Origin of the sequence: Domibacillus epiphyticus (assembly GCF_001975785.1) — a bacterium.
Lineage (GTDB): Bacteria > Bacillota > Bacilli > Bacillales > Domibacillaceae > Domibacillus > Domibacillus epiphyticus.
Map to the genome: position 1 here is coordinate 316,889 of NZ_MSFI01000009.1, position 19,069 is coordinate 335,957.

The 19,069-nt window shown below is 42.2% G+C and carries 24 protein-coding genes; 18 read left to right on the forward strand and 6 right to left on the reverse strand.

What is annotated here, in order from left to right; translation table 11 throughout:
- Nucleotides 1-34: 34 nt before the first annotated feature.
- Nucleotides 35-211: a DUF2759 domain-containing protein gene (locus BTO28_RS07005; protein WP_076764815.1), complete on the reverse strand. Its 177-nt coding sequence runs from the start codon at nt 209-211 to the stop codon at nt 35-37.
- Between the two features lie 175 nt (nt 212-386).
- On the opposite strand from BTO28_RS07005, the gene BTO28_RS07010 reads away from it, so the two are divergent.
- The 9 genes from BTO28_RS07010 to BTO28_RS07045 all read left to right on the forward strand — a co-directional run bounded on the left by BTO28_RS07010 (nt 387) and on the right by BTO28_RS07045 (nt 5,442).
- The gene (locus tag BTO28_RS07010) at nt 387-1,016 is read left to right on the forward strand and encodes an MBL fold metallo-hydrolase (RefSeq protein ID WP_076764816.1); all 630 of its coding nucleotides are present in this window, start codon (nt 387-389) and stop codon (nt 1,014-1,016) included.
- A gap of 135 nt (nt 1,017-1,151) precedes the next feature.
- A complete protein-coding gene (locus BTO28_RS07015) occupies nt 1,152-1,397 on the forward strand; it encodes a DUF2626 domain-containing protein (protein WP_076764817.1) in 246 nt (81 codons plus the stop codon).
- 130 nt (nt 1,398-1,527) lie between these two features.
- Nucleotides 1,528-2,607, forward strand: a complete 1,080-nt coding sequence (comGA, locus tag BTO28_RS07020; protein ID WP_076764818.1) for a competence type IV pilus ATPase ComGA — start codon at nt 1,528-1,530, stop codon at nt 2,605-2,607.
- Complete coding sequence (gene comGB, locus BTO28_RS07025; RefSeq protein WP_076764819.1) at nt 2,585-3,601, forward strand: competence type IV pilus assembly protein ComGB; 1,017 nt, start codon at nt 2,585-2,587, stop codon at nt 3,599-3,601. The genes comGA and comGB overlap by 23 nt, the downstream gene beginning before the upstream one ends.
- A gap of 16 nt (nt 3,602-3,617) precedes the next feature.
- A complete protein-coding gene (gene comGC, locus BTO28_RS07030; RefSeq protein WP_076764820.1) occupies nt 3,618-3,938 on the forward strand; it encodes a competence type IV pilus major pilin ComGC in 321 nt (106 codons plus the stop codon).
- Nucleotides 3,928-4,371, forward strand: a complete 444-nt coding sequence (gene comGD, locus BTO28_RS07035; protein ID WP_076764821.1) for a competence type IV pilus minor pilin ComGD — start codon at nt 3,928-3,930, stop codon at nt 4,369-4,371. The genes comGC and comGD overlap by 11 nt, the downstream gene beginning before the upstream one ends.
- A gap of 133 nt (nt 4,372-4,504) precedes the next feature.
- Nucleotides 4,505-4,669: a hypothetical protein gene (locus BTO28_RS17095; RefSeq protein ID WP_158068789.1), complete on the forward strand. Its 165-nt coding sequence runs from the start codon at nt 4,505-4,507 to the stop codon at nt 4,667-4,669.
- A complete protein-coding gene (gene comGF / locus BTO28_RS07040; protein WP_076764822.1) occupies nt 4,653-5,084 on the forward strand; it encodes a competence type IV pilus minor pilin ComGF in 432 nt (143 codons plus the stop codon). The genes BTO28_RS17095 and comGF overlap by 17 nt, the downstream gene beginning before the upstream one ends.
- A 13-nt stretch (nt 5,085-5,097) precedes the next feature.
- A complete protein-coding gene (locus BTO28_RS07045; protein ID WP_076764823.1) occupies nt 5,098-5,442 on the forward strand; it encodes a hypothetical protein in 345 nt (114 codons plus the stop codon).
- Here the strand turns inward: BTO28_RS07045 and BTO28_RS07050 are convergent.
- From BTO28_RS07050 to BTO28_RS07060, 3 genes are all read right to left on the reverse strand, one after another.
- Nucleotides 5,417-6,220, reverse strand: a complete 804-nt coding sequence (locus BTO28_RS07050; protein WP_076764824.1) for a YqhG family protein — start codon at nt 6,218-6,220, stop codon at nt 5,417-5,419. The two genes, BTO28_RS07045 and BTO28_RS07050, sit on opposite strands and share 26 nt — an antisense overlap.
- A 5-nt stretch (nt 6,221-6,225) precedes the next feature.
- On the reverse strand, nt 6,226-7,812 hold the full coding sequence (locus BTO28_RS07055) for a DEAD/DEAH box helicase (protein WP_076764825.1): 1,587 nt from the start codon (nt 7,810-7,812) through the stop codon (nt 6,226-6,228).
- Between the two features lie 179 nt (nt 7,813-7,991).
- Nucleotides 7,992-8,312, reverse strand: coding sequence for a rhodanese-like domain-containing protein (locus tag BTO28_RS07060; protein ID WP_076764889.1), 321 nt, complete (start codon nt 8,310-8,312; stop codon nt 7,992-7,994).
- A 217-nt stretch (nt 8,313-8,529) separates the two neighbouring features.
- Between BTO28_RS07060 and BTO28_RS07065 the strand changes: the two genes are divergently transcribed.
- Together BTO28_RS07065 and BTO28_RS07070 are read left to right on the forward strand one after the other, a co-directional pair.
- A complete protein-coding gene (locus BTO28_RS07065; protein WP_076764826.1) occupies nt 8,530-9,366 on the forward strand; it encodes a lipoate--protein ligase family protein in 837 nt (278 codons plus the stop codon).
- Between the two features lie 244 nt (nt 9,367-9,610).
- On the forward strand, nt 9,611-12,172 hold the full coding sequence (locus BTO28_RS07070; protein ID WP_076764827.1) for a vitamin B12-dependent ribonucleotide reductase: 2,562 nt from the start codon (nt 9,611-9,613) through the stop codon (nt 12,170-12,172).
- A gap of 84 nt (nt 12,173-12,256) precedes the next feature.
- Here the strand turns inward: BTO28_RS07070 and BTO28_RS07075 are convergent, their stop codons facing one another.
- Both BTO28_RS07075 and BTO28_RS07080 read right to left on the reverse strand, forming a co-directional pair.
- On the reverse strand, nt 12,257-12,631 hold the full coding sequence (locus BTO28_RS07075; protein ID WP_076764828.1) for an SA1362 family protein: 375 nt from the start codon (nt 12,629-12,631) through the stop codon (nt 12,257-12,259).
- A gap of 35 nt (nt 12,632-12,666) precedes the next feature.
- Nucleotides 12,667-13,608: a DUF1385 domain-containing protein gene (locus tag BTO28_RS07080; protein WP_076764829.1), complete on the reverse strand. Its 942-nt coding sequence runs from the start codon at nt 13,606-13,608 to the stop codon at nt 12,667-12,669.
- A 110-nt stretch (nt 13,609-13,718) separates the two neighbouring features.
- Between BTO28_RS07080 and BTO28_RS07085 the strand changes: the two genes are divergently transcribed.
- From BTO28_RS07085 to BTO28_RS07115, 7 genes are all read left to right on the forward strand, one after another.
- A complete protein-coding gene (locus BTO28_RS07085) occupies nt 13,719-14,138 on the forward strand; it encodes a YqhR family membrane protein (protein ID WP_076764830.1) in 420 nt (139 codons plus the stop codon).
- 63 nt (nt 14,139-14,201) lie between these two features.
- Complete coding sequence (gene aroQ, locus BTO28_RS07090; protein WP_076764831.1) at nt 14,202-14,636, forward strand: type II 3-dehydroquinate dehydratase; 435 nt, start codon at nt 14,202-14,204, stop codon at nt 14,634-14,636.
- Between the two features lie 2 nt (nt 14,637-14,638).
- The gene (locus tag BTO28_RS07095) at nt 14,639-15,700 is read left to right on the forward strand and encodes a M24 family metallopeptidase (RefSeq protein ID WP_076764832.1); all 1,062 of its coding nucleotides are present in this window, start codon (nt 14,639-14,641) and stop codon (nt 15,698-15,700) included.
- A gap of 18 nt (nt 15,701-15,718) precedes the next feature.
- Complete coding sequence (gene efp / locus BTO28_RS07100) at nt 15,719-16,276, forward strand: elongation factor P (RefSeq protein WP_076764833.1); 558 nt, start codon at nt 15,719-15,721, stop codon at nt 16,274-16,276.
- A gap of 102 nt (nt 16,277-16,378) precedes the next feature.
- Nucleotides 16,379-17,491, forward strand: a complete 1,113-nt coding sequence (locus BTO28_RS07105; RefSeq protein WP_083711367.1) for an acyl-CoA dehydrogenase family protein — start codon at nt 16,379-16,381, stop codon at nt 17,489-17,491.
- Nucleotides 17,492-17,635: 144 nt separating this feature from the next.
- Nucleotides 17,636-18,547 carry a stage III sporulation protein AA gene (spoIIIAA, locus tag BTO28_RS07110; RefSeq protein ID WP_076764834.1) on the forward strand — a complete coding sequence of 304 codons (912 nt, stop codon included), beginning with the start codon at nt 17,636-17,638 and terminating at the stop codon, nt 18,545-18,547.
- Nucleotides 18,544-19,056: a stage III sporulation protein AB gene (locus BTO28_RS07115; protein ID WP_076764835.1), complete on the forward strand. Its 513-nt coding sequence runs from the start codon at nt 18,544-18,546 to the stop codon at nt 19,054-19,056. Before spoIIIAA ends, BTO28_RS07115 begins: the two co-directional genes overlap by 4 nt.
- Nucleotides 19,057-19,069: the final 13 nt, after the last annotated feature.

The window sequence follows — 19,069 nt, forward strand, 5'->3', positions numbered from 1 at the left end:
AAGCATCTGTCATTTCTGACAGATGCCAATTTTTTTAGTGGGCTGCTGGATAACCGTGGTTGATAATCGTCATGATTGTGAACCAGCCGATCACGCCGGCGGTGCCGAGACCAAAGAAAATACCAAGAGGGTTTTTGTTTTTCAAAGCACTGATCGTACTGAAAACAGCAAGAATTGTAACTAAAGCGAATATAATCGTTAAACCGTTCATTTCATGAAACCCCTTTCTATAATAACTCAATAAAAACTATGTAAAGATTCAGTACATACACAAATATTGTATATTGTTTTTCCATTTTTGTCGAGAGTGAAAAAGGATTGTTCTTTTAACATACAAGATTTCCTGTTATGATTAGGTATGGAAAAGGAAAGGTGGAGATTTTCTTTTGGATTGGACACAATTACCGCTTGGTCCGCTTGCGACGAATTGCTACGTACTTTCACATGGAAAAGAATGCGTCATTTTTGATCCTGGATCAGAAGGTGAAACGCTTGCTAAGTGGCTGGATGAAAATAGTTTACGACCGCTGGCTATTTTGCTGACACATGCTCACTTTGACCACATCGGTGCAGTTGAACATATTAGGCAGACGTTTAACATCCCGGTTTATGTTCACAAAGCAGAAGAGCAATGGCTGGAAAATCCTGAATTAAACGGTTCGAATCGGTTTGGGCTGGGTGCGATTACAGCATCTCCCGCTGACTTTATTTTGCATTTGGAAGAAGAGCTTGAAATCGGCCCGTTTCAATTTAAGCTGTATCATACACCCGGTCATTCTCCAGGAAGCCTCTCGTTTTATTTTGAAGAGGGCGGTGCATTATTTGCGGGAGACACTCTTTTTATGGGAAGCATCGGACGGACGGATCTTCCAGGAGGAAATCATCAGGAACTTCTTAATAGCATTCATAACAAACTGCTGGCACTGCCAGAAGAAACAATAGTATTGCCTGGGCATGGACCTGCTACGTCTATCATCAGTGAAATGGACAGCAATCCATTTTTAAATGGATTTTAATTAAAAGAGAGGTGCCGAATGGCCGGTCCTCTCTTTTTATCATTTTTTAACTGATTTAAAGAAATATTTACAATTTCATATTCATTCCTATATAATATGAATTGATGTAGTATACGAATAGAGGAGGGATACATAATGGATCGCATGTTTCGCGTAATGGCATTCTGGACGGGGGTCTTCGCTTTAATGTTTTATCTCGGACACATGGATAAAACAGCGTTGCTTTTCTTAGGTCAAACTGGATTTTTCTTGTTATTAGGTTATTTACGTCTTTCTGAACGCATGTATATTTATGTTTTCGGAGCGTATTTGACTGTTGCTTTTGCAGGTTTTACATACTGGTCAACATTTATGATGACTCCTGGAAGCGGCGGTCATTAAAAGCGCTTCCTGCCTTTAAAGCAAATTGCTTTAAAGGCTTTTTTTGTTAAAAATTTGTAAATGTTGTCAATAAGTAATGAAATTTTCTGATAAATATAGTATCGTGTAATAAAAGAGGGAAGGTGATAGATTGCAAGTTGAACAAAGAATTGATCACATATTAAAGACTGCCGTGCAAATGAAGGCAACTGATATTCATTTAACGCCGAAAGTAAACGGCTATAAAATGAAAATGCGGACAGGGGGCATACTAACCGTCTTTGATTCGTTTTCAATTCGTGAAGGTGAAAAGATGATTTCGTATTTAAAGTTCACAGCGTCAATGGACATAGGTGAAAAACGTAAACCCCAAAGTGGATCGTTTAAACAAACGATTAATGGCATACCTACATCACTCCGTATCTCAACACTCCCAGCTGTTCCTCAAAAAGAGAGTCTTGTCATCCGGCTCCTTCCTCAAGAACTGGTACCTGCTCTTTCTCATTTAACTCTTTTCCCTCATACTGCCAAAAAATTAACTTCTTTATTGAACCATTCAACAGGGCTTATTTTGCTTAGCGGTCCAACTGGAAGCGGCAAATCCACCACGCTTTACTCGATGATCCAGCAATGTGCCTCAAAGTTAAACAAACATGTCATTACCCTTGAGGATCCTGTTGAAAAACAACATGACTCTTTATTGCAAATACAAGTAAATGAAAAAGCAGGCATTACGTACGCAACCGGATTAAAGGCGATTTTGCGCCACGACCCGGACGTCATTATGGTAGGAGAAATACGTGATGAAGAAACGGCCCGAATGGCAGTTAGAAGTTCATTGACCGGTCATTTGGTTTTATCAACCATTCATGCGCGTGATGCGGCCGGTGTAATTGGCCGTCTTCTTGAATTTGGTGTTTCTCATCATGAAATCAGGCAGACACTCGCAGGTATTACAGCGCAAAGGCTTGTCCGTATTCATTGTCCGTTGTGTAAGGGAAAGTGTGAGCCTAATTGTGATAAAGGAGCCAGACAGGCAATTGTTTGTGAATTGTTATCCGGGGCAATTCTTGAATCTATATTAAATGAGGTGAGAACTGGAGAGCGGAAAATATTGTACAAAAAGCTAAAAGACGAAATTGGGAAGGGGATAGCCTATGGATTTCTCTCTCAAGAAGAGTGGGTTCGCTGGGTTTTTGAGGAAGCGGATGTCAGCGAAAAATGGGGCTGACTTTATATACCGGCTTGGTGAAATGATGAAAAAAGGATTTACAATTGGTGAATCAATTGATTTTTTAATGATGAATATACCTGGATTAAATCGGAAACAAATGGAACATGTTCGGCAAATCCTTCAGACTGGCACACCTCTGCATGAAATTCTTCAAACCCTTCACGTACCATCGCTTATTTGTCTTCAAGTATATTTCTCTGAAAAGCATGGGAATGTTCAGGACACACTTCTTCACGCAGGTTTGCAGTGGAAAAAATCAGAACAGTCAAAGGAAAAATTGTTGAAATTGCTTCAATATCCGCTCTTTCTTTTATTTTTATTAGTTATCCTTCTGACTGTTTTAAATACATTTGTGCTCCCGCAGTTTCATGATTTGCATGCATCAATGGGGTACAGGCCTGCTGGACTGATTTTAGTCCTTCTCTTCTTTCTAGAATGGGCGCCGCCGCTCACACTCCTGCTAATACCTGGGGTAATAGGCGTTTCGATGTTTTTGTATGGAAGATATCGCATGCTTTCTCCGAAAAAACGGGCAGATATGCTCAGCCGCATACCGTATGTTCGAATTTTTTTTCAACTTTTTTTTACACGGCTCTTTGCACGGGAATCTGCACAGCTATTAAACAGTGGTTTTGCGGTAAATGAAATGCTTGAAGTATTTGAGCGTCAGACGATTTATCCGATGCTCACTGCAGCTTCTACAATGATTGATGAACGGTTAATGAACGGTGAGTCTTTGCAGGAATCCATCAAACAGATTCCGTGGTTTGATCATAAGCTGTCGGTTTTAATTGGACATGGGGGCGCGAATGGGCGTCTTGGAGAAGAGCTGCTCATTTATGCAGAATTTTGTGATGAATTGGTTGAAGAAAAAATTAAAAAGTTGACAGGTATTATTCAGCCAGCCGTCTTTTTGTTTATAGGCACAGTTGTTATGGCAGTGTACTTATCAGTTATGCTGCCAATGTTCGAAATGATCGGCTCGGTATAAAAAGGAGGAGCGGGTAATGAAAAATTGGCTGAAAAATAACCAGGCTTTTACCTTAATAGAAATGATGATCGTTCTGCTCGTTATTACTGTACTGCTTTTTATTGCCATTCCAAATGTTGCAAAACAAAGCAAAAATATTAACAACAAAGGTTGTGATGCATTTAAGCATATGGTGCAAGGTCAGGTGCAGGCGTATCGTATTGATAATAATAAATACCCTGATTCAATTGATACGATGGTAGCAGATGGGTATTTGCGAAAGGATGAAACAAAATGTCCCGGTGGTGCTGCAATTACGATTAATGGCGAAGGAGAAGTAAAGGTAAGTGGTTCGTAATGAAGGAGGATTTACGCTGCTCGAGATGATGCTTGTTTTAACTGTGTTTATGGTTTGCTTTGGCGCAGCGCTTATTCCGCTATTAAATATAGTTGATGAAGTAAATGATCAGCAATTTTTCAATCAACTTGAGCGTGATTTATTGGAGGCGCAGTCGTATGCCATTGTAAATAATGTGGGCGTTATCGTCTACTTTTTTGAAGCAGGACAACATAAATACAGTATTTCTACGTATGAGTCTAATCGCCAGATACTAGCTGAACGGACTATTCCGGATCATTTTATTCCGGTAAAAGGAAGCATGCCAGATATTATGTTCCTAAAATCGGGTATGACAAACAAGTTTGGGACCGTTTATTTTAAAACAAATAAGAAAAGAACAAAGTTGATCTTTTTAATTGGAAGGGGACGGTTTTATTTTCTGGAAGAATGAAAGTGGATTTACTCTCGCTGAAAGTATTCTCTCATTGTCAGCACTATTAATCGCAGCTTCGGTTATCCTTCCTTTTTGTATGAAGATGACCGCTGAAACTTCATACAGGTGGGAGCAGCAGGAAGGAATGAGAATGTTATATGAAAAAGCAGAATCACGGATTGACGAGCAGGCTTCTTTCTCGAAAGAAATGGATGGTTCGAATTTTACTGGCAGAATTTATTGGGAGACAAAGAATGGAAAAGACCAGGCGTGTGTGTCAACCCCGGCGAAAACAAAATGTGTTTCAGAGCAATAGAGGTTTTACACTTATAGAAGCACTAATTGCTCTGATCGTTTTTTTAGCTTGTGCAGCCTCATTTCCACTTTTGTACGATGCAGCATACCGTGCAATAGAGACAAGTAAAGCCGAAAAAAATATGGAATGGGAAATATTTGTTGTACAGCTTCGTAATGAAATGCAAATGTCTAAAAATTGGCATGTTTCAGGCGGGAAATTGTATTACGGGGAGGCGGATGCCCTCACTTCGATTAGCCAGTATCAGGACAAGCTGAGGCGGCAAATAAATGGGAGAGGCCACGAGGTCATGCTTCAGCATATTAAAACGGCGGTGTTTTCTTTTGAAGGAGGGAAACTATATATTCATGCCACATTTCAAAACGGAGAAGAAGAAGAAGCCTCTTTTTATCATTTTAACAGAGAGACTCCGTAAAAATGAGAAGGGAATGATATACCCGCATGTGCTTTTACTGCTTTTTCTGGTGAGTGCGGCCGCCGTCATTGCAGCAGAAGCGTCAGTTACAAAAATAAATACAGCGAACCAGCTAACGGAGTATTATGAGTTGAGAATTATTGAATTAATGGCGATTCGGAATATGCTTGAAAATCCTGATGCTCCTTCTTTTTCGATGGAAACAAATAAAGGGACAACAATGGTGCAAATAACAGATAGCTCAGCAACGGAGCGGAGAATTCGTATTACGACATATAGAACGGGAAGGCCATTTTATTCAACATTTTTTTATAACAAAGCAGAAGGCCAAATTACGAAAAGGACTGAGCATTTTTAAAAGAATGAAAATGGTCTGAAGATAAATAAAAAAGTCCTCCGTTTAATATAGAAAGGCGGATAGCAGGTTCAAACCGCCTCATGATTGCTTCTTTTTCCTTTTGATATAGTTCGTTGTCCTTCTCAGAATCTTCGTAAAATGAATGAAGAAGTTCAAGTTCTTTTTCTTGTTTTTCTTTGGCCTGTATTGACCAGTCGTTGTCTTCTTGCTCGAGTTCATTCTCTAAAAGTTGACGAAGGCGCTTTAGGCCGCTTACAGGTGTTATGAACGGAGAAAGAACGTAATGAAACGAAGGGATCGTATGATCAAAAGGCAGTTCGGAAATTTTTGATAAAAAGTCACGATAAATAACGCCACTGATTAAATGAATCGCTAGCGATTCGATACGCTCTTTCTTTCCGTTTGCTTCATACGAAACTAAAAAGTGAACGAATAGCCACGGCTCCAGTTTCATCGGTTTTACTGAGCTGCATTGTTCATATAAGCGAACAAATGAAGATTGTTTTTTTGCATAATCGAGCAGCTGGTGAAATCTAGGAGAGCCGAAATTAATGTACTCCTCAGGCGGACGAAATGATTTACCTGTGTTCTTTACAAAAAACGAAATGGTCATTGGTACTCCCTTTTCGTTCAGCCGATCCTTATAATACCAGTAAAAGGGGCGGTTCATGAAGGCACGGTCCGCTTCTTCTGTTAATTCTACAGTTATGGATTGATCATCATGGCTGATGATTTGGCAGTGACAGGCGTTAAAAAACTGTTTGAGAAAAGACATCATGGTAATCACTCCAGTGCGGCAGCAAGATTATGAACTTTTATTTCCCACTCACGAATACTTTTTGAATTATGAAATGCGTCGTGTAAATGATCTTCAATCCAGTTCTGATCAAGAATATCATCCAGCTTGCCAATCGCTGACTGGAATAAATGAATTTTTTCATGAAGGAGTGTAAGCATCCGATCTTCCACTGACTGTTCATACGCCAAATGATAGATGTGTACATCCTGATCCTGCCCGAATCGGTGAATCCGGCCAATCCGCTGTTCAAGCTTCATCGGATTCCAGGGTAGGTCAAAGTTTATCAGGCGGCGGCAAAATTGCAAATTAAGACCTTCACTGCCTGATTCTGTTGCAATTAAGACTTGAGCCGGTCCTTTAAACAGTTCAACCATCCAGTCTTTTTTCCCTTTTTTAAAATTACCCTGAAATGAAACCGCCGGTATTCCCTGTTCGTGAAAATAATGTTCCAGATAGCGCTGTGTAGCCCGATATTGTGTAAAAATGATGGTTTTTTCAGGCTGCTTTTTTATGATAGACATCGCTTTTTCCGCTTTCGAATTCACTGTAATGTCTTCGGCGAGCTTTGAAACTTCTTCCCGTTCTTGCCCAGGCAGTTTCTGAATGGTGCTGAGTGCTGCAAATTTACTGCTGCATGCTTCACGTTGCAGTGTTAACAATGTCATCGCATTTGGAACAGCATCTTTTAGGCGGGCGAGTGCGTCATAAAATATTTTTTCTTCTGGAGACGGGTTAATCCTGATTGTTTCAACGAAGCGTTTGACAGGCTGCTGTTCCGTTTCATCACGCCGGTTTCGGATCATCACTTTCTGTAATAATGCCTTAAATGATTCCTGATCCTGAATGGAACGCTTCCCGCTTTTAAAACGAGTGTTAAAGGACACATTGCTGCCAAAGTGTCCTGGTTTTAACAATGAAACAAGATGAAATAGTTCGTCAACATTATTCTGTACAGGTGTCGCAGTTAACAAAAGGCAATATGTTTTGTTCAATCGGCGGACGAATCGATAGTTTAATGTAGCCGGATTTTTCAAACGATGCGCTTCATCGATAATGACCATGTCAAATAAAAGATCGGCAATCATTTCCGCATTTTTCGGCTGTTTGGCAGAATCGATAGACGCTATTTGCACGCCGTTCCATGACCAGTCCGGATTCTTCTTTTGAATGAGTGAATATATTTGGCATTTTTCTCTTAGTTCCCTTGCCCACTGATTTACAAGTGAGGCTGGCGTCAAAATAAGGGCGCGGGATACGAGACCGCGAAGCATATACTCTTTTAATATTAGTCCAGCTTCAATCGTTTTCCCGAGTCCAACCTCATCAGCTAAAATAGCTGTTCCGTTCATTTCTTCCATAACGGTGCGAGCTGCAGCTGTTTGATGCGGGAGAAAATCGATAGAAGGAAGAAAAGAAGGCGTAAGCAATCCATGGAAATCATCAGGGATGATTTGCTTTTTCGTTTCTACGGTTAATTTGAAAAGCGGCCAGCTGCTGATAATATTTGAAGATTGTACACGCTCAGGCAGCTGTTGTTCCCATGAATCATCATAAATTATCGGTGGTTTCAATTTACATTGCCTCCTTTCCAATCTAGTTTCTGAACCATATGATGATGCTTACTAAAAGAGATTGATGGGAACAGTATGCCCGATTGAGCAGATTATATGAATGAATTTCATACCGGCAGAGAAGATCGGTTTGGATGAATAATAAAAAAGCAGCACTGAAATATCAGGCTGCTTTTTTATTATTTCGTTTTGATTTTTCCTGTCCATTTTTTGAAACCGCCCTGCAGATGGTAAATGTCGCGGTACCCTTTTCGATACAGCATTTGCGCTGCTCTTCCGCTCCGAAGTCCGCTCTGGCAATACAAATAAACAGGTTTGTCAGAACGAATCTCCTTCATGCGCTGTTTCATTTGCGTGACGGGAATATTGCGTGCACCGAGAATGTGCCCGCCATTATATTCATTCGGTTCGCGCACATCGATGAGCTGCGCTTTCCGGTACCCTTGCACAAATTCTTCCTGGCTAAGCGGCTTAACCGCGCGTTTCTGGGAAAAATACATAAATAGAGCGTAAAAAATAATCGCTCCGAGCACTGCGGCGATAGAGTAAAGCAATGTGGTGTTCCCCTTTCGAATAAACTGCTCCTTATATTATATCTATCCCGATATCAGATGAAAAGAAAATTCTCTTTAAAAAAGAAGTGTTCAAGGCTATGATTTTTTCGCATGATTTGTTAGACTGTATGAGGGAATTCACAACGAAAAGAAGGCGTTTAAAGTGAAGAAAGAAACGTGGGCATTTCTTGATACTGGAAACCATGGTGCCGCCTATAATATGGCTGTAGATGAAGCGTTGCTGGACTGGCATAGCAAAGGGGAAATCCCGCCAGTTGTCCGTTTTTACGGATGGGAGCCTGCGGCGCTGTCGATTGGTTATTTTCAAAAAGCAGAAAAAGAAGTGAACTTTCATGCGCTTCAGGAGCACGGACTTGGTTTTGTACGGCGTCCGACCGGCGGCAGAGGCGTATTACATGAACATGAACTTACATACAGCGTCATCGTCAGTGAAGAGCATCCTGAAATGCCAGATGGTGTAACAGAAGCGTACCGCGTCATTTCGGAAGGCGTACTGCAAGGATTTCGTTTGCTTGGTCTTGATGCTGAATTTGCCATTCCGAGAACGGAAGAGGAAAAAGCCAGTTTGAAAAATCCGCGCTCAAGTGTCTGTTTTGATGCACCGAGCTGGTATGAACTTGTTGTTGAAGGACGAAAAGTAGCCGGAAGTGCGCAAACAAGACAAAAAGGGGTAATCTTGCAGCACGGCTCAATATTACTTGATATTGATGAAGACAAGCTATTTAGCCTTTTCCATTATGCGAACGACCGGGTGAAAGAAAGGATGCAGCGGGCATTCAAAGACAAAGCAGTAGCGATCAATGCAATCAGTCCGCGTCGTGTAACGCTGGATGAGGCTCGTGCTGCGTTTAAAAATGGATTTGAAATAGGTTTGAACGTCAATTTGAAGCCGCTTGTTTTAACGGAGAAGCAACTTTATCAAATTGAAGTGATTCAAAAAGAACGTTATGAAAATAATGATTGGAATCTCCGGAGATAATGTTCCCGGCTTTTGCCGGGAATTTTTTACGGTCCAAAAAAATATATTTTTACGTATATTTTACAGGAAGCGTGCGTTTTCGCGGCTTTTTTCATGAGCAGGCACCTTGACAAAACTATGTTTCTCAATCAATATATAGAATGTAAATAATAAAACAAACACAATATATTGTGTTTGTTTTCGTTTTTTTTTCTCAAACATGGGTATAGGTTAATGAAACAGTATGATAAAGGAGTTGTTTTATATGTCTGTTGCGTCCACGAAACAAATGTCGATTAATGTCGACAATTTAAATAAGGACATCAGCATTTTTCCTCAGGTTCACCCAATAACACCTGATATGAATATCACACACAAAGGTGTTTCCCGTCTTGTCATGATTGACCGTTATTCGTTTAAAGATACGGAAAAAATCACGCTCACTGAAGGTGATTTTGTCGTGCTGACGATTAAAGAAGATCCGAAATTTCCGGCTCGTGGTACTGGCTTTATTACATCAATAGACCGTGAAGCCAAAAAAGCTTCTATATTGATTGACGAAGAGTATAGAAGTGCGATTGATGACCCAGAGGAAGCTGAAACAGGCATTGTTGAGCGTAATCTTGATGTCATTGAAAAACCGCTTGAAGTATTCTACGAGCAAATTGCGAAACGAAATGCATACGGTCTTTCTTCTGTTGAAAAAACAGAAGAAAAGCGTAAAGAATGGTTCGATAAGTTTTACAACGAACTTGTAAACTTGAATTTTATTCCGGCTGGACGCGTCTTGTACGGAGCGGGTGCTGAGACAGATGTAACGTACTTTAACTGCTACGTAATGCCATTTGTCGCTGATTCACGCGAAGGCATTTCTGAACACCGCAAACAGGTGATGGAAATCATGAGCCGTGGCGGCGGTGTCGGCACAAACGGATCTACACTTCGTCCACGCAACACGCTCGCTAAGGGTGTGAACGGGAAATCATCCGGTTCTGTTTCATGGCTTGATGATATAGCGAAATTGACACATCTAGTTGAACAAGGAGGGTCAAGACGCGGAGCTCAAATGATCATGCTTGCGGACTGGCACCCAGACATTGTTGAATTCATTATTTCAAAAATGCAAAATCCGCGTATTTTGCGGTACTTGCTTGAAAATACAGAAGACGAACAAATTAAAAAAGCGGCGAAAGATAAGCTTAACTTTAAACCGTTAACAGAACGTGAAGAGCAAATGTACCAGGGCGTTGTAAACTACAAAAACATACCAGGCTATGGCGGTTTCAGCCCTGAAATCTTTAAAGAAGCAGAAGAAAAGCTTCGCACAGGAGGCACGTACAGTGTACACAACCCTGAATTTTTAACCGGTGCGAACATTTCGATTTGCTTAACGAAAGAGTTCATGGCAGCGGTCGAAAACGATGCTGAATATGCTCTCCGTTTTCCGGCTGTTGAAAAATACAGCAAAGAGGAAATGGACAATTATAATAAAAACTGGCACAAAGTAGGCGACGTTCGTGAATGGGAAAAACAGGGTCATGAAATCCGCACGTATCGAAAAATCCGCGCGCGCGAATTATGGAACTTGATTAACGTCTGCGCGACATACTCTGCAGAACCGGGCATTTTCTTTATTGACAATGCAAACGAAATGACGAACGCTAAAGCATACGGACAACAAGTTGTTGCAACAAATCCGTGTGGAGAACAGCCGCTTGCACCATTCTCTGTGTGTAATCTTGCAGCGGTAAATCTTGCTGAGATGGCGAATAAAGAGTCGAAAACAGTGAATTTCGAAAAGCTGAAAGAAACGGTCCGCACTGGTGTACGTATGCAGGACAACGTAATCGACGCGACGCCTTATTTTCTTGAAGAGAACCAAAAGCAGGCGCTTGGCGAACGACGTGTCGGACTTGGGGTGATGGGTCTTGCGGACTTGCTCATTTATTGTGAAAAAGAGTATGGCTCGCCGGAAGGCAACGAACTTGTCGACCAAGTATTTGAAGCAATCGCTGTAACAGCGTATGAAACGTCTGTTGAGCTTGCAAAAGAAAAGGGCAGCTTCCCATTCCTTGAAGGAGAAACCCTTGAGGAGACAAATCGCCTTCGCAATGCTTTCATTAACACAGGTTATATGAAGAAAATGCCTGAAGATGTTCGCGCGGCAATCGTCGAAAATGGTATTCGCAACTCTCATTTATTGACAGTTGCGCCAACAGGCAGTACTGGTACAATGGTAGGCGTGTCAACGGGACTCGAACCTTATTTCTCATTCACGTATTACCGCAGCGGACGTCTCGGTAAATTTATCGAGGTAAAAGCAGATATCGTAACCGATTATCTTGCACGTAATCCGGAGGCGGATCCGGAACAATTGCCAGAGTACTTTGTTACAGCAATGAGTCTTGCTCCAGAAGCGCATGCGGATGTTCAATGTGTCATCCAGCGCTGGATTGACAGTTCTATTTCAAAAACGGTAAACGCTCCACGCGGTTACACTGTTGATCAAGTACAGGACGTTTATGAGCGTCTGTATAAAGGCGGAGCAAAAGGTGGTACCGTATATGTTGACGGAAGCCGTGACGCTCAAGTATTGACGCTTAAAGCGGAAGAAAACGACTTTGATGCTGAATCAAAACAAGAAACAAAAGAATTTGAAAACCATGTCGTGCTTGTTGATACGATTCAGGATCTTCGTTCAACAGACGTTACAATCGGCAGTGAGGTTGGGAATACGTGCCCGGTCTGCCGTAAAGGTACAGTAGAAGAACTAGGTGGCTGCAACACATGCACAAACTGCGGCGCCCAGTTAAAATGTGGACTATAAATAAAAACGAAAGAGCCGCTCCTGGTATGGAGCGGCTCCTTTTTAGACTTAACATAAAAAAAACCACCAGTTTTTCTGGCGGAATCATTCAGACGAAGCGCGTGTGCCGCGTTTCCCTTTATTGCCTTCTATAACTGTTAAGTGAGAAGGTTTTTTGCGTCGGACCGGCTTCTTTTTTTGCTTAGGTGAAAGAGAAGAAGCACGGAACGGCGCATATTTTGTTTTCGGGCTGTGCCGTTTTTTTGACTGCTTGACAGCTTTTGAATACGCGCGGTCCTCGTTGATGCTGCCGGTGCGTTTTCTCATAAACAGACGGAACAAAAAGATCACAATGGCAACGGAAACAACGGTGAAAATAAGCTGCCGCATGAGCTGCCCGGGAGAGGTGATCAGCATAGATAGAAGACCAATGGCAGCAAACGCGACAATCACGGACGTTACAACAGTACGAATATTCATTAAAGCCACCTCCCGGAAATAGTGTTACTTACATATTAGACAATTTCGTCTGATTTTAACCCCTTTTCAACACTTTCTTCGATGGAAATTAATTTCTCAAAAGATGCAATGGCTACTTCGACTTGATCATCGGATGGTTCTTTCGTTGTCAGAAGCTGAAGCCATAGCCCAGGATAGCCAAGAAATTTCAATACAGGTATATCTCGGACTTTATTTGTCAGCTGTAATACTTCAAATGAAATACCGAGTACGACTGGAATAAGCGCAATCCGGTTTAAGACGCGGACATAAAGCGGTTCAAGCGGGACAAACATATACACAAACACACCGACGATTACTGTAAATAAAATAAAACTCGATCCGCAGCGGTAGTGAAGGCGTGATGACTTCTGTACGTTTTCAACCGTTAACGGCAGACCGTTTTCATACGCATTAATCACTTTATGCTCCGCTCCATGGTATTGAAATACCCGTTTAATAATCGGCGTCATCGAGATAAAATAAATATAGACGAGCAGCAGCAAAAGCTTAAATGCTCCCTCGACTAAAATTTGGGCAAAATCACCAGTGAAAACGGGGCGTGTTAGTTCGGCCAGAAAGACAGGCACAAGCGTAAAAACGAACTTGCCGAATAAAAACGATAAAATCCCCACAAGAGCCACACCTAAAATAAGCGTCAGTTTGGATGGTTCTTCTGCTGGCTCATTTTCTTCTTCACCCGGCTTAACATCATATCGATCATTGGCGAAATTTAAGTGTTTTGAACCAGTAGCTGCTGCATCTAAAATTGCCACAATGCCGCGTATAAAAGGGATTTTTTTAATCGTTTGAAGCGCGGGGCGAACAACACGGGGCAAATGAAAGTATTCAATCGATCCGTCATTGCGCCGGATTGCTGTTACCGTATGTTTTTTGCCGCCAAACATCACGCCTTCAACAACGGCCTGACCTCCATAAACCGGCTTTTCATTACTCATTCATTAGTTCCTTCTTTCATTCATCTTGGCAAAACAAGACAGGTAGTAATCATATTTTATCGAGAATGAGGCAAAAATAAAAGCGAGACTTATCAGATGGAGGAACAAGAATGGGCAAACAAAACGATTCTAAACATTCAGATTATTTTATTGGAAAAACGATACAAACGGGCATTGTGGCCGGTATTCTATTTTTTTTCTTCAGCTGGCTTGCGAATACATTTCATTTTTCCAAATTTGATCCAGCGTCCCCTGTTCTATCCTTGCATCGCTCAGCGGTCATTCAAGATATCATTGCTATAATTGGTATTGTATTAATTTCCATCATTCTTTCTTTATTATACTATGCACTGCTTAGGAAAAGAAAGCCTTTCATTACGGGAATCGTTTTCGGCTTCGTCCTTTTTTTACTGTTATATTCATTCATTTCTCATAGTACGCTTAATATGATAACAGTCTTTTGTCTTCTTTTATGTTATTGTGTGTTCATCAGTATGTCTATCTCATGGATTCATGAACGGGGCAGGTAGTATTTTAACAGTTGAATATGGTAAAATATTCGGGAAAATGGAATAGGCGGGAGACATGGACGAATGAAGTTTTTATTGATGAATGGTGTTAATTTAAACAGGCTTGGTAAGCGTGAGCCGCAAATTTACGGTTATACGACACTTAAGGAACTGGAAGAACGGGTGGTTGCGCGCGGCAAAAAAGCGGGAGTGGAAATTATACCATTCCATTCCAATTTCGAAGGTGAGATTGTGGAACGGCTTCATAAGGCAGAAGATGAAGGCATGGACGGAATTATCTTTAACCCTGGAGCATTCACACACTATAGCCACGCTATTGGCGACGCGGTTGCGGGCATTAATGTGCCGGTCGTAGAAGTACATATCTCAAACATTCATGCGCGTGAAGAATTTCGGCATCATTCTGTTGTAGCTCCTCATGCGGCCGGTCAACTTTGTGGTTTTGGTCTGTACGGGTACGAAATGGCGCTTGACTTTTTAATCAATCGGGGGGAATAAACATGTCTTTACTTGAAAGAATCCGTGTTCAGCTAACGGAAGATTCCATCGATGGTCTGTTCATTATGAGTCCATATAACCGCCGTTATGTAACGGGATTTACAGGCACAGCAGGCGCGGCACTTGTTACGCAGAATGATGCCGTTTTCTTTACAGATTTTCGCTACACTGAGCAAGCTGCCAAGCAGGCAGTTGAATTTACAATTGTCAAGCATACGAAACCTCTTCTGCAGGAGGCAATGGAATATGCTGAAAAGCTTGGTGTTAACAGGCTCGGGTTTGAAAAGGAGTACATGACGTACCAAGAGTATGAACTCATAAACGCACAATTTAATGGCTCGCTCAAGCCGGTAGCTGGAATCGTAGAAAACTTGCGCTTGATTAAGACGGATTCAGAGATTAAGATATTAAAGGAAGCGTGTGATATTGCGGATACAGCGTTCAAACACATTCTAGATTTTCTTCAACCGGGGGTAAAGGAAATTGATGTGGCCAATGAACTTGAGTTTTTCATGAGAAAATGCGGAGCTGCATCCTCTTCTTTTGATATAATTGTTGCTTCAGGTGTGCGATCGGCTCTGCCTCACGGTGTAGCGACTGATAAAATAATTGAATCAGGGGATTTTGTCACACTTGATTTCGGTGCCTTTCATAAAGGGTATGCGTCTGACATAACGCGCACTGTGGCTGTGGGTGAACCATCATCACAACTGAAAGAAATTTATGAAATTGTTCTAGAAGCACAGATGGCTGCTGTCGATCAAATTCGACCGGGTATGACTGGAAAGGAAGCGGACGCTGTAACGCGTAACATCATCAAAGCAAAAGGATACGGTGAGGCGTTTGGTCACTCGACCGGACATGGGCTCGGACTTGAAGTTCACGAAAACCCGACACTTTCATTCCGAAACGATAAGCCGCTTGAATGCGGCATGGTCGTAACGGTTGAACCGGGCATTTATTTGCCGGGAATTGGCGGTGTACGGATCGAAGACGATATTCTACTGACTGAGAGCGGAAACGAACTGCTCACACATTCCGCAAAAGAACTTATTATTTTGTAATTTTCAGGAGGACAACACATGATTTCAGTAAATGATTTTCGTACAGGTTTAACAATTGAAACGGACGGCGGAATCTGGCGCGTTGTTGATTTTCAGCACGTAAAACCAGGTAAAGGTGCAGCGTTTGTCCGTTCTAAACTGCGCAATTTGCGGACAGGCGCGATTCAGGAAAAAACATTCCGTGCCGGTGAAAAAGTAGGAAAAGCACAAATTGATAACCGTCGTATGCAATACTTGTACGCGAATGGCGATCAACATGTCTTCATGGACAATGAATCATACGATCAGATCGAACTTCCGGCAACTCAAATCGAGTACGAATTGAAGTTCTTGAAAGAAAACATGGAAGTATCTATTATGATGTATGGAACAGAAACACTTGGTGTTGAGCTTCCAAACACGGTTGAGTTGAAAGTAACGGAAACGGAACCAGGCATTAAAGGCGATACAGCTTCAGGCGGTACAAAACCGGCAATCGTTGAAACAGGCCTTTCTGTTAACGTTCCATTCTTTGTTAACGAAGGTGATGTCCTTATCATCAATACAACGGATGGATCCTACGTTTCTCGCGCGTAATAAGTTGGAGTGTACCCTACTGTGGGTGCGCTCCTTTTTATTTGCGTTATGAGGCTGTTCTTCGTACGATACAAGAAGACAAAAGAAAGAAGGGGACAATTCATGGAAATGTTAGAGAAATTACAAACACTTATACCGGTATTTCAAAAGAGAGAACCGGCTCTCGATCAACTGAATTCATTTCCGTTTGAAAATATAGAAGACTTGAAAAAAATTGGCTATACGAAAGCGATGCTGACGGAAAATGGTGGAATGTCGCTAATCGAATATGTTCAATGTCAGGAGACGATTGCAAAAGGATGCGGTGCAACTGCGCTCTCGATCGGCTGGCATACAGGTCTGCTTATGGAGTTTGTGGAACACGGGCATTGGAATCCGGATGTTGAAGAGTTTTTACGGGAAGAAATACAAAAAGGTAAGCTTATAAATGCAGCAGCGAGCGAAAGAAATGCCGGCAGTCCGCTTCGGGGGGCTGCATTTAAAACGACCGCTGTACTCGATGGTAAAGAATATATAGTAAACGGTGAAAAAACATTCACCTCGGCTGCGCCCGTTTTGGATTATATTTTTGTGTCTGCGACTATTCAAGGATCGGAAGAATCTGCAGTATTTCTCGTTCCAGCAGCCAATGCAGGTGTAACGATTCGTGAAACATGGGACAGCGTCGCGATGCGTGGGACTGCAAGCCATGATCTGCTTCTGGAAAATGTCCGTATTCCAGAACATTATATTGTAGAAAAGCTGGACCAAGGGGCAAAACTCCGCAGAAAAGGATCGCTTTTGCATATTCCCGCGTGTTACATCGGCATTGCCGGTGCAGCGCGAGATTATGCCATTCAATTTGCGGCCGATTATACACCAGCCTCTCTTGATCAGCCGATCGGCACATTGCCTGTCACAGAACAGTTAATTGGTGAAATGGACATGAAGTTAATGGCTGCACGGCAGTTTTTATATCGGACAGCCGAGTTGTATGACCGTGAACCTGATGTGTCGATTAAAACGCAAATGGCCGCTTCGAAATCTTTCGTCACAAATACGGCGATTGAGGTAACGGATATGGCAATGAGAATTGTCGGGGCCCGCAGTCTTTCTGAGAAAAACCCACTCCATCGCTACTGGCAGCATGTCCGGGCTGGTCTGCATAACCCGCCCATGGACGACATCGCTTACCGGATAATAGCACAGGAAGCCATCTCCCTTGCACGATTATAGGAAAGCAGCCCGCCATTTCCAACGGCGGGTTTTTTTCTTTCTGAATCAAAACTCATTTACATCTCATTTATCCTTCCTTATTTTCATATTTTTTTACTTTTTCTCATACAGTGTGAAAAGAGAGGAAGGAGGCGACACTACTAAATGCCGTATGAAGCCATTTTGCCGTATTTACCTGAAACGATTTCCCGGGCAGTAGCACCGATTTTAAAAAAGGATGCGAACATAGAAGAAATTAGGCTTCGAACTGGACAGCCTGTAGAACTAACGGGAACGGGACAACATCTTCTCCAGGTTATTTTTACTGAAAAAGAACGTTTGGCATTCGTTCATAAATTGACGAAGCATTCCTTTTATCGTCTAGAAGAACAAATGAAAAAAGGCTACATCACGATTGAAGGCGGGCATCGCATCGGGCTGGCAGGACAGGCCGTGTTAAAAAAAGGTCTCATTCACTCCATGACAAACCTCTCATTTTTTAACATTCGTATTGCGAGAGAAAAAAAAGGAATCGCACGTCACTTGCTTCCTTTTCTATATGAAAATGGATGGGAAAGCACACTTTTAATTGGTCCGCCGCGTTCGGGTAAAACAACACTACTCCGTGACATTGCCCGGATTGCAGCAAGTGGACAGGGGGATTATGGAATTCCGGCAAGTAAAACGTCTATTGTGGATGAACGTTCTGAAATTGCCGGCTGCCTGAATGGCGTTCCACAGCTGGATGTCGGACAAAGGGCGGATGTTCTTGATGGATGTCCCAAGTCTGAAGGTATGATGATGATGATTCGGTCGATGAGCCCGGAACTATTAATTGCGGACGAAATTGGACGTACGGAAGATGCATACGCGATGTCGGAAGCCCTTAACGCGGGGATTGCCGTCATTGCAACGGTTCATGCTCATTCTTATGAAGAGGCCATTCGCCGGCCGGTCATTCGTGAGATAAAAGAGAGTGGATTGTTCAGCAGATATATTGATATAAAGCCGAAGCACGAATATGTTGTTCGTGACCTGCATGGCAGGGCGATAAAATCGGCTCCAACATTCTCATGAAATGGATTGGCGCTTGCTTCATTATTTTCGCATCTTTTCTTATTGGCATGCAAAAATCAAAAACCTATATGGACCGGGTGAGGAACATTCGCCAATTTGAATCGGCTTTATTGACGATGGAATCCGCTATTTTATTCGGGGCGGATTCAATTGAAACGACCGCCCGCTTTATTTCAGAAACAGGTGAAAAACCGGCTTCGGTATTTTTTCGTGACTTTGCAGATCGGCTGGCATCAAGTGAAACGAGTGCGGATCATATATGGACAAGTACCCTTCAGCAAAACCAAGACCTGCTGGCTCTCAAACCGACAGATATACGTCTTCTTGAACAAGCGGGTCACATGCTTGGATCTTGTACACAGGAAGCCGAAGAACGAAGGTTGAAACATGTGATCAAGCAGCTTGAAAAAAGGCGGGAAGAAGCGGTTGCGGAAGAACAACGTTTTGGGGGAATGGTTCGTGCTGTCAGCGTTCTATCGGGTTTATTGACAGCCATTTTGCTTATGTAAGGCGGGGAATGAC

Bases quoted from the DNA above. Each gene is read 5' to 3' on its own strand.
- BTO28_RS07005 (WP_076764815.1), bottom strand. From the start codon at position 211: ATGAACGGTTTAACGATTATATTCGCTTTAGTTACAATTCTTGCTGTT.
- BTO28_RS07015 (WP_076764817.1), top strand. From the start codon at position 1,152: ATGGATCGCATGTTTCGCGTAATGGCATTCTGGACGGGGGTCTTCGCT.
- comGB (WP_076764819.1), top strand. From the start codon at position 2,585: ATGTCAGCGAAAAATGGGGCTGACTTTATATACCGGCTTGGTGAAATG.
- comGC (WP_076764820.1), top strand. From the start codon at position 3,618: ATGAAAAATTGGCTGAAAAATAACCAGGCTTTTACCTTAATAGAAATG.
- BTO28_RS17095 (WP_158068789.1), top strand. From the start codon at position 4,505: ATGTTATATGAAAAAGCAGAATCACGGATTGACGAGCAGGCTTCTTTC.
- BTO28_RS07045 (WP_076764823.1), top strand. From the start codon at position 5,098: ATGATATACCCGCATGTGCTTTTACTGCTTTTTCTGGTGAGTGCGGCC.
- BTO28_RS07050 (WP_076764824.1), bottom strand. From the start codon at position 6,220: ATGATGTCTTTTCTCAAACAGTTTTTTAACGCCTGTCACTGCCAAATC.
- BTO28_RS07060 (WP_076764889.1), bottom strand. From the start codon at position 8,312: ATGTATTTTTCCCAGAAACGCGCGGTTAAGCCGCTTAGCCAGGAAGAA.
- BTO28_RS07070 (WP_076764827.1), top strand. From the start codon at position 9,611: ATGTCTGTTGCGTCCACGAAACAAATGTCGATTAATGTCGACAATTTA.
- BTO28_RS07075 (WP_076764828.1), bottom strand. From the start codon at position 12,631: ATGAATATTCGTACTGTTGTAACGTCCGTGATTGTCGCGTTTGCTGCC.
- BTO28_RS07080 (WP_076764829.1), bottom strand. From the start codon at position 13,608: ATGAGTAATGAAAAGCCGGTTTATGGAGGTCAGGCCGTTGTTGAAGGC.
- BTO28_RS07085 (WP_076764830.1), top strand. From the start codon at position 13,719: ATGGGCAAACAAAACGATTCTAAACATTCAGATTATTTTATTGGAAAA.
- aroQ (WP_076764831.1), top strand. From the start codon at position 14,202: ATGAAGTTTTTATTGATGAATGGTGTTAATTTAAACAGGCTTGGTAAG.
- BTO28_RS07095 (WP_076764832.1), top strand. From the start codon at position 14,639: ATGTCTTTACTTGAAAGAATCCGTGTTCAGCTAACGGAAGATTCCATC.
- efp (WP_076764833.1), top strand. From the start codon at position 15,719: ATGATTTCAGTAAATGATTTTCGTACAGGTTTAACAATTGAAACGGAC.
- BTO28_RS07105 (WP_083711367.1), top strand. From the start codon at position 16,379: ATGGAAATGTTAGAGAAATTACAAACACTTATACCGGTATTTCAAAAG.
- spoIIIAA (WP_076764834.1), top strand. From the start codon at position 17,636: ATGCCGTATGAAGCCATTTTGCCGTATTTACCTGAAACGATTTCCCGG.
- BTO28_RS07115 (WP_076764835.1), top strand. From the start codon at position 18,544: ATGAAATGGATTGGCGCTTGCTTCATTATTTTCGCATCTTTTCTTATT.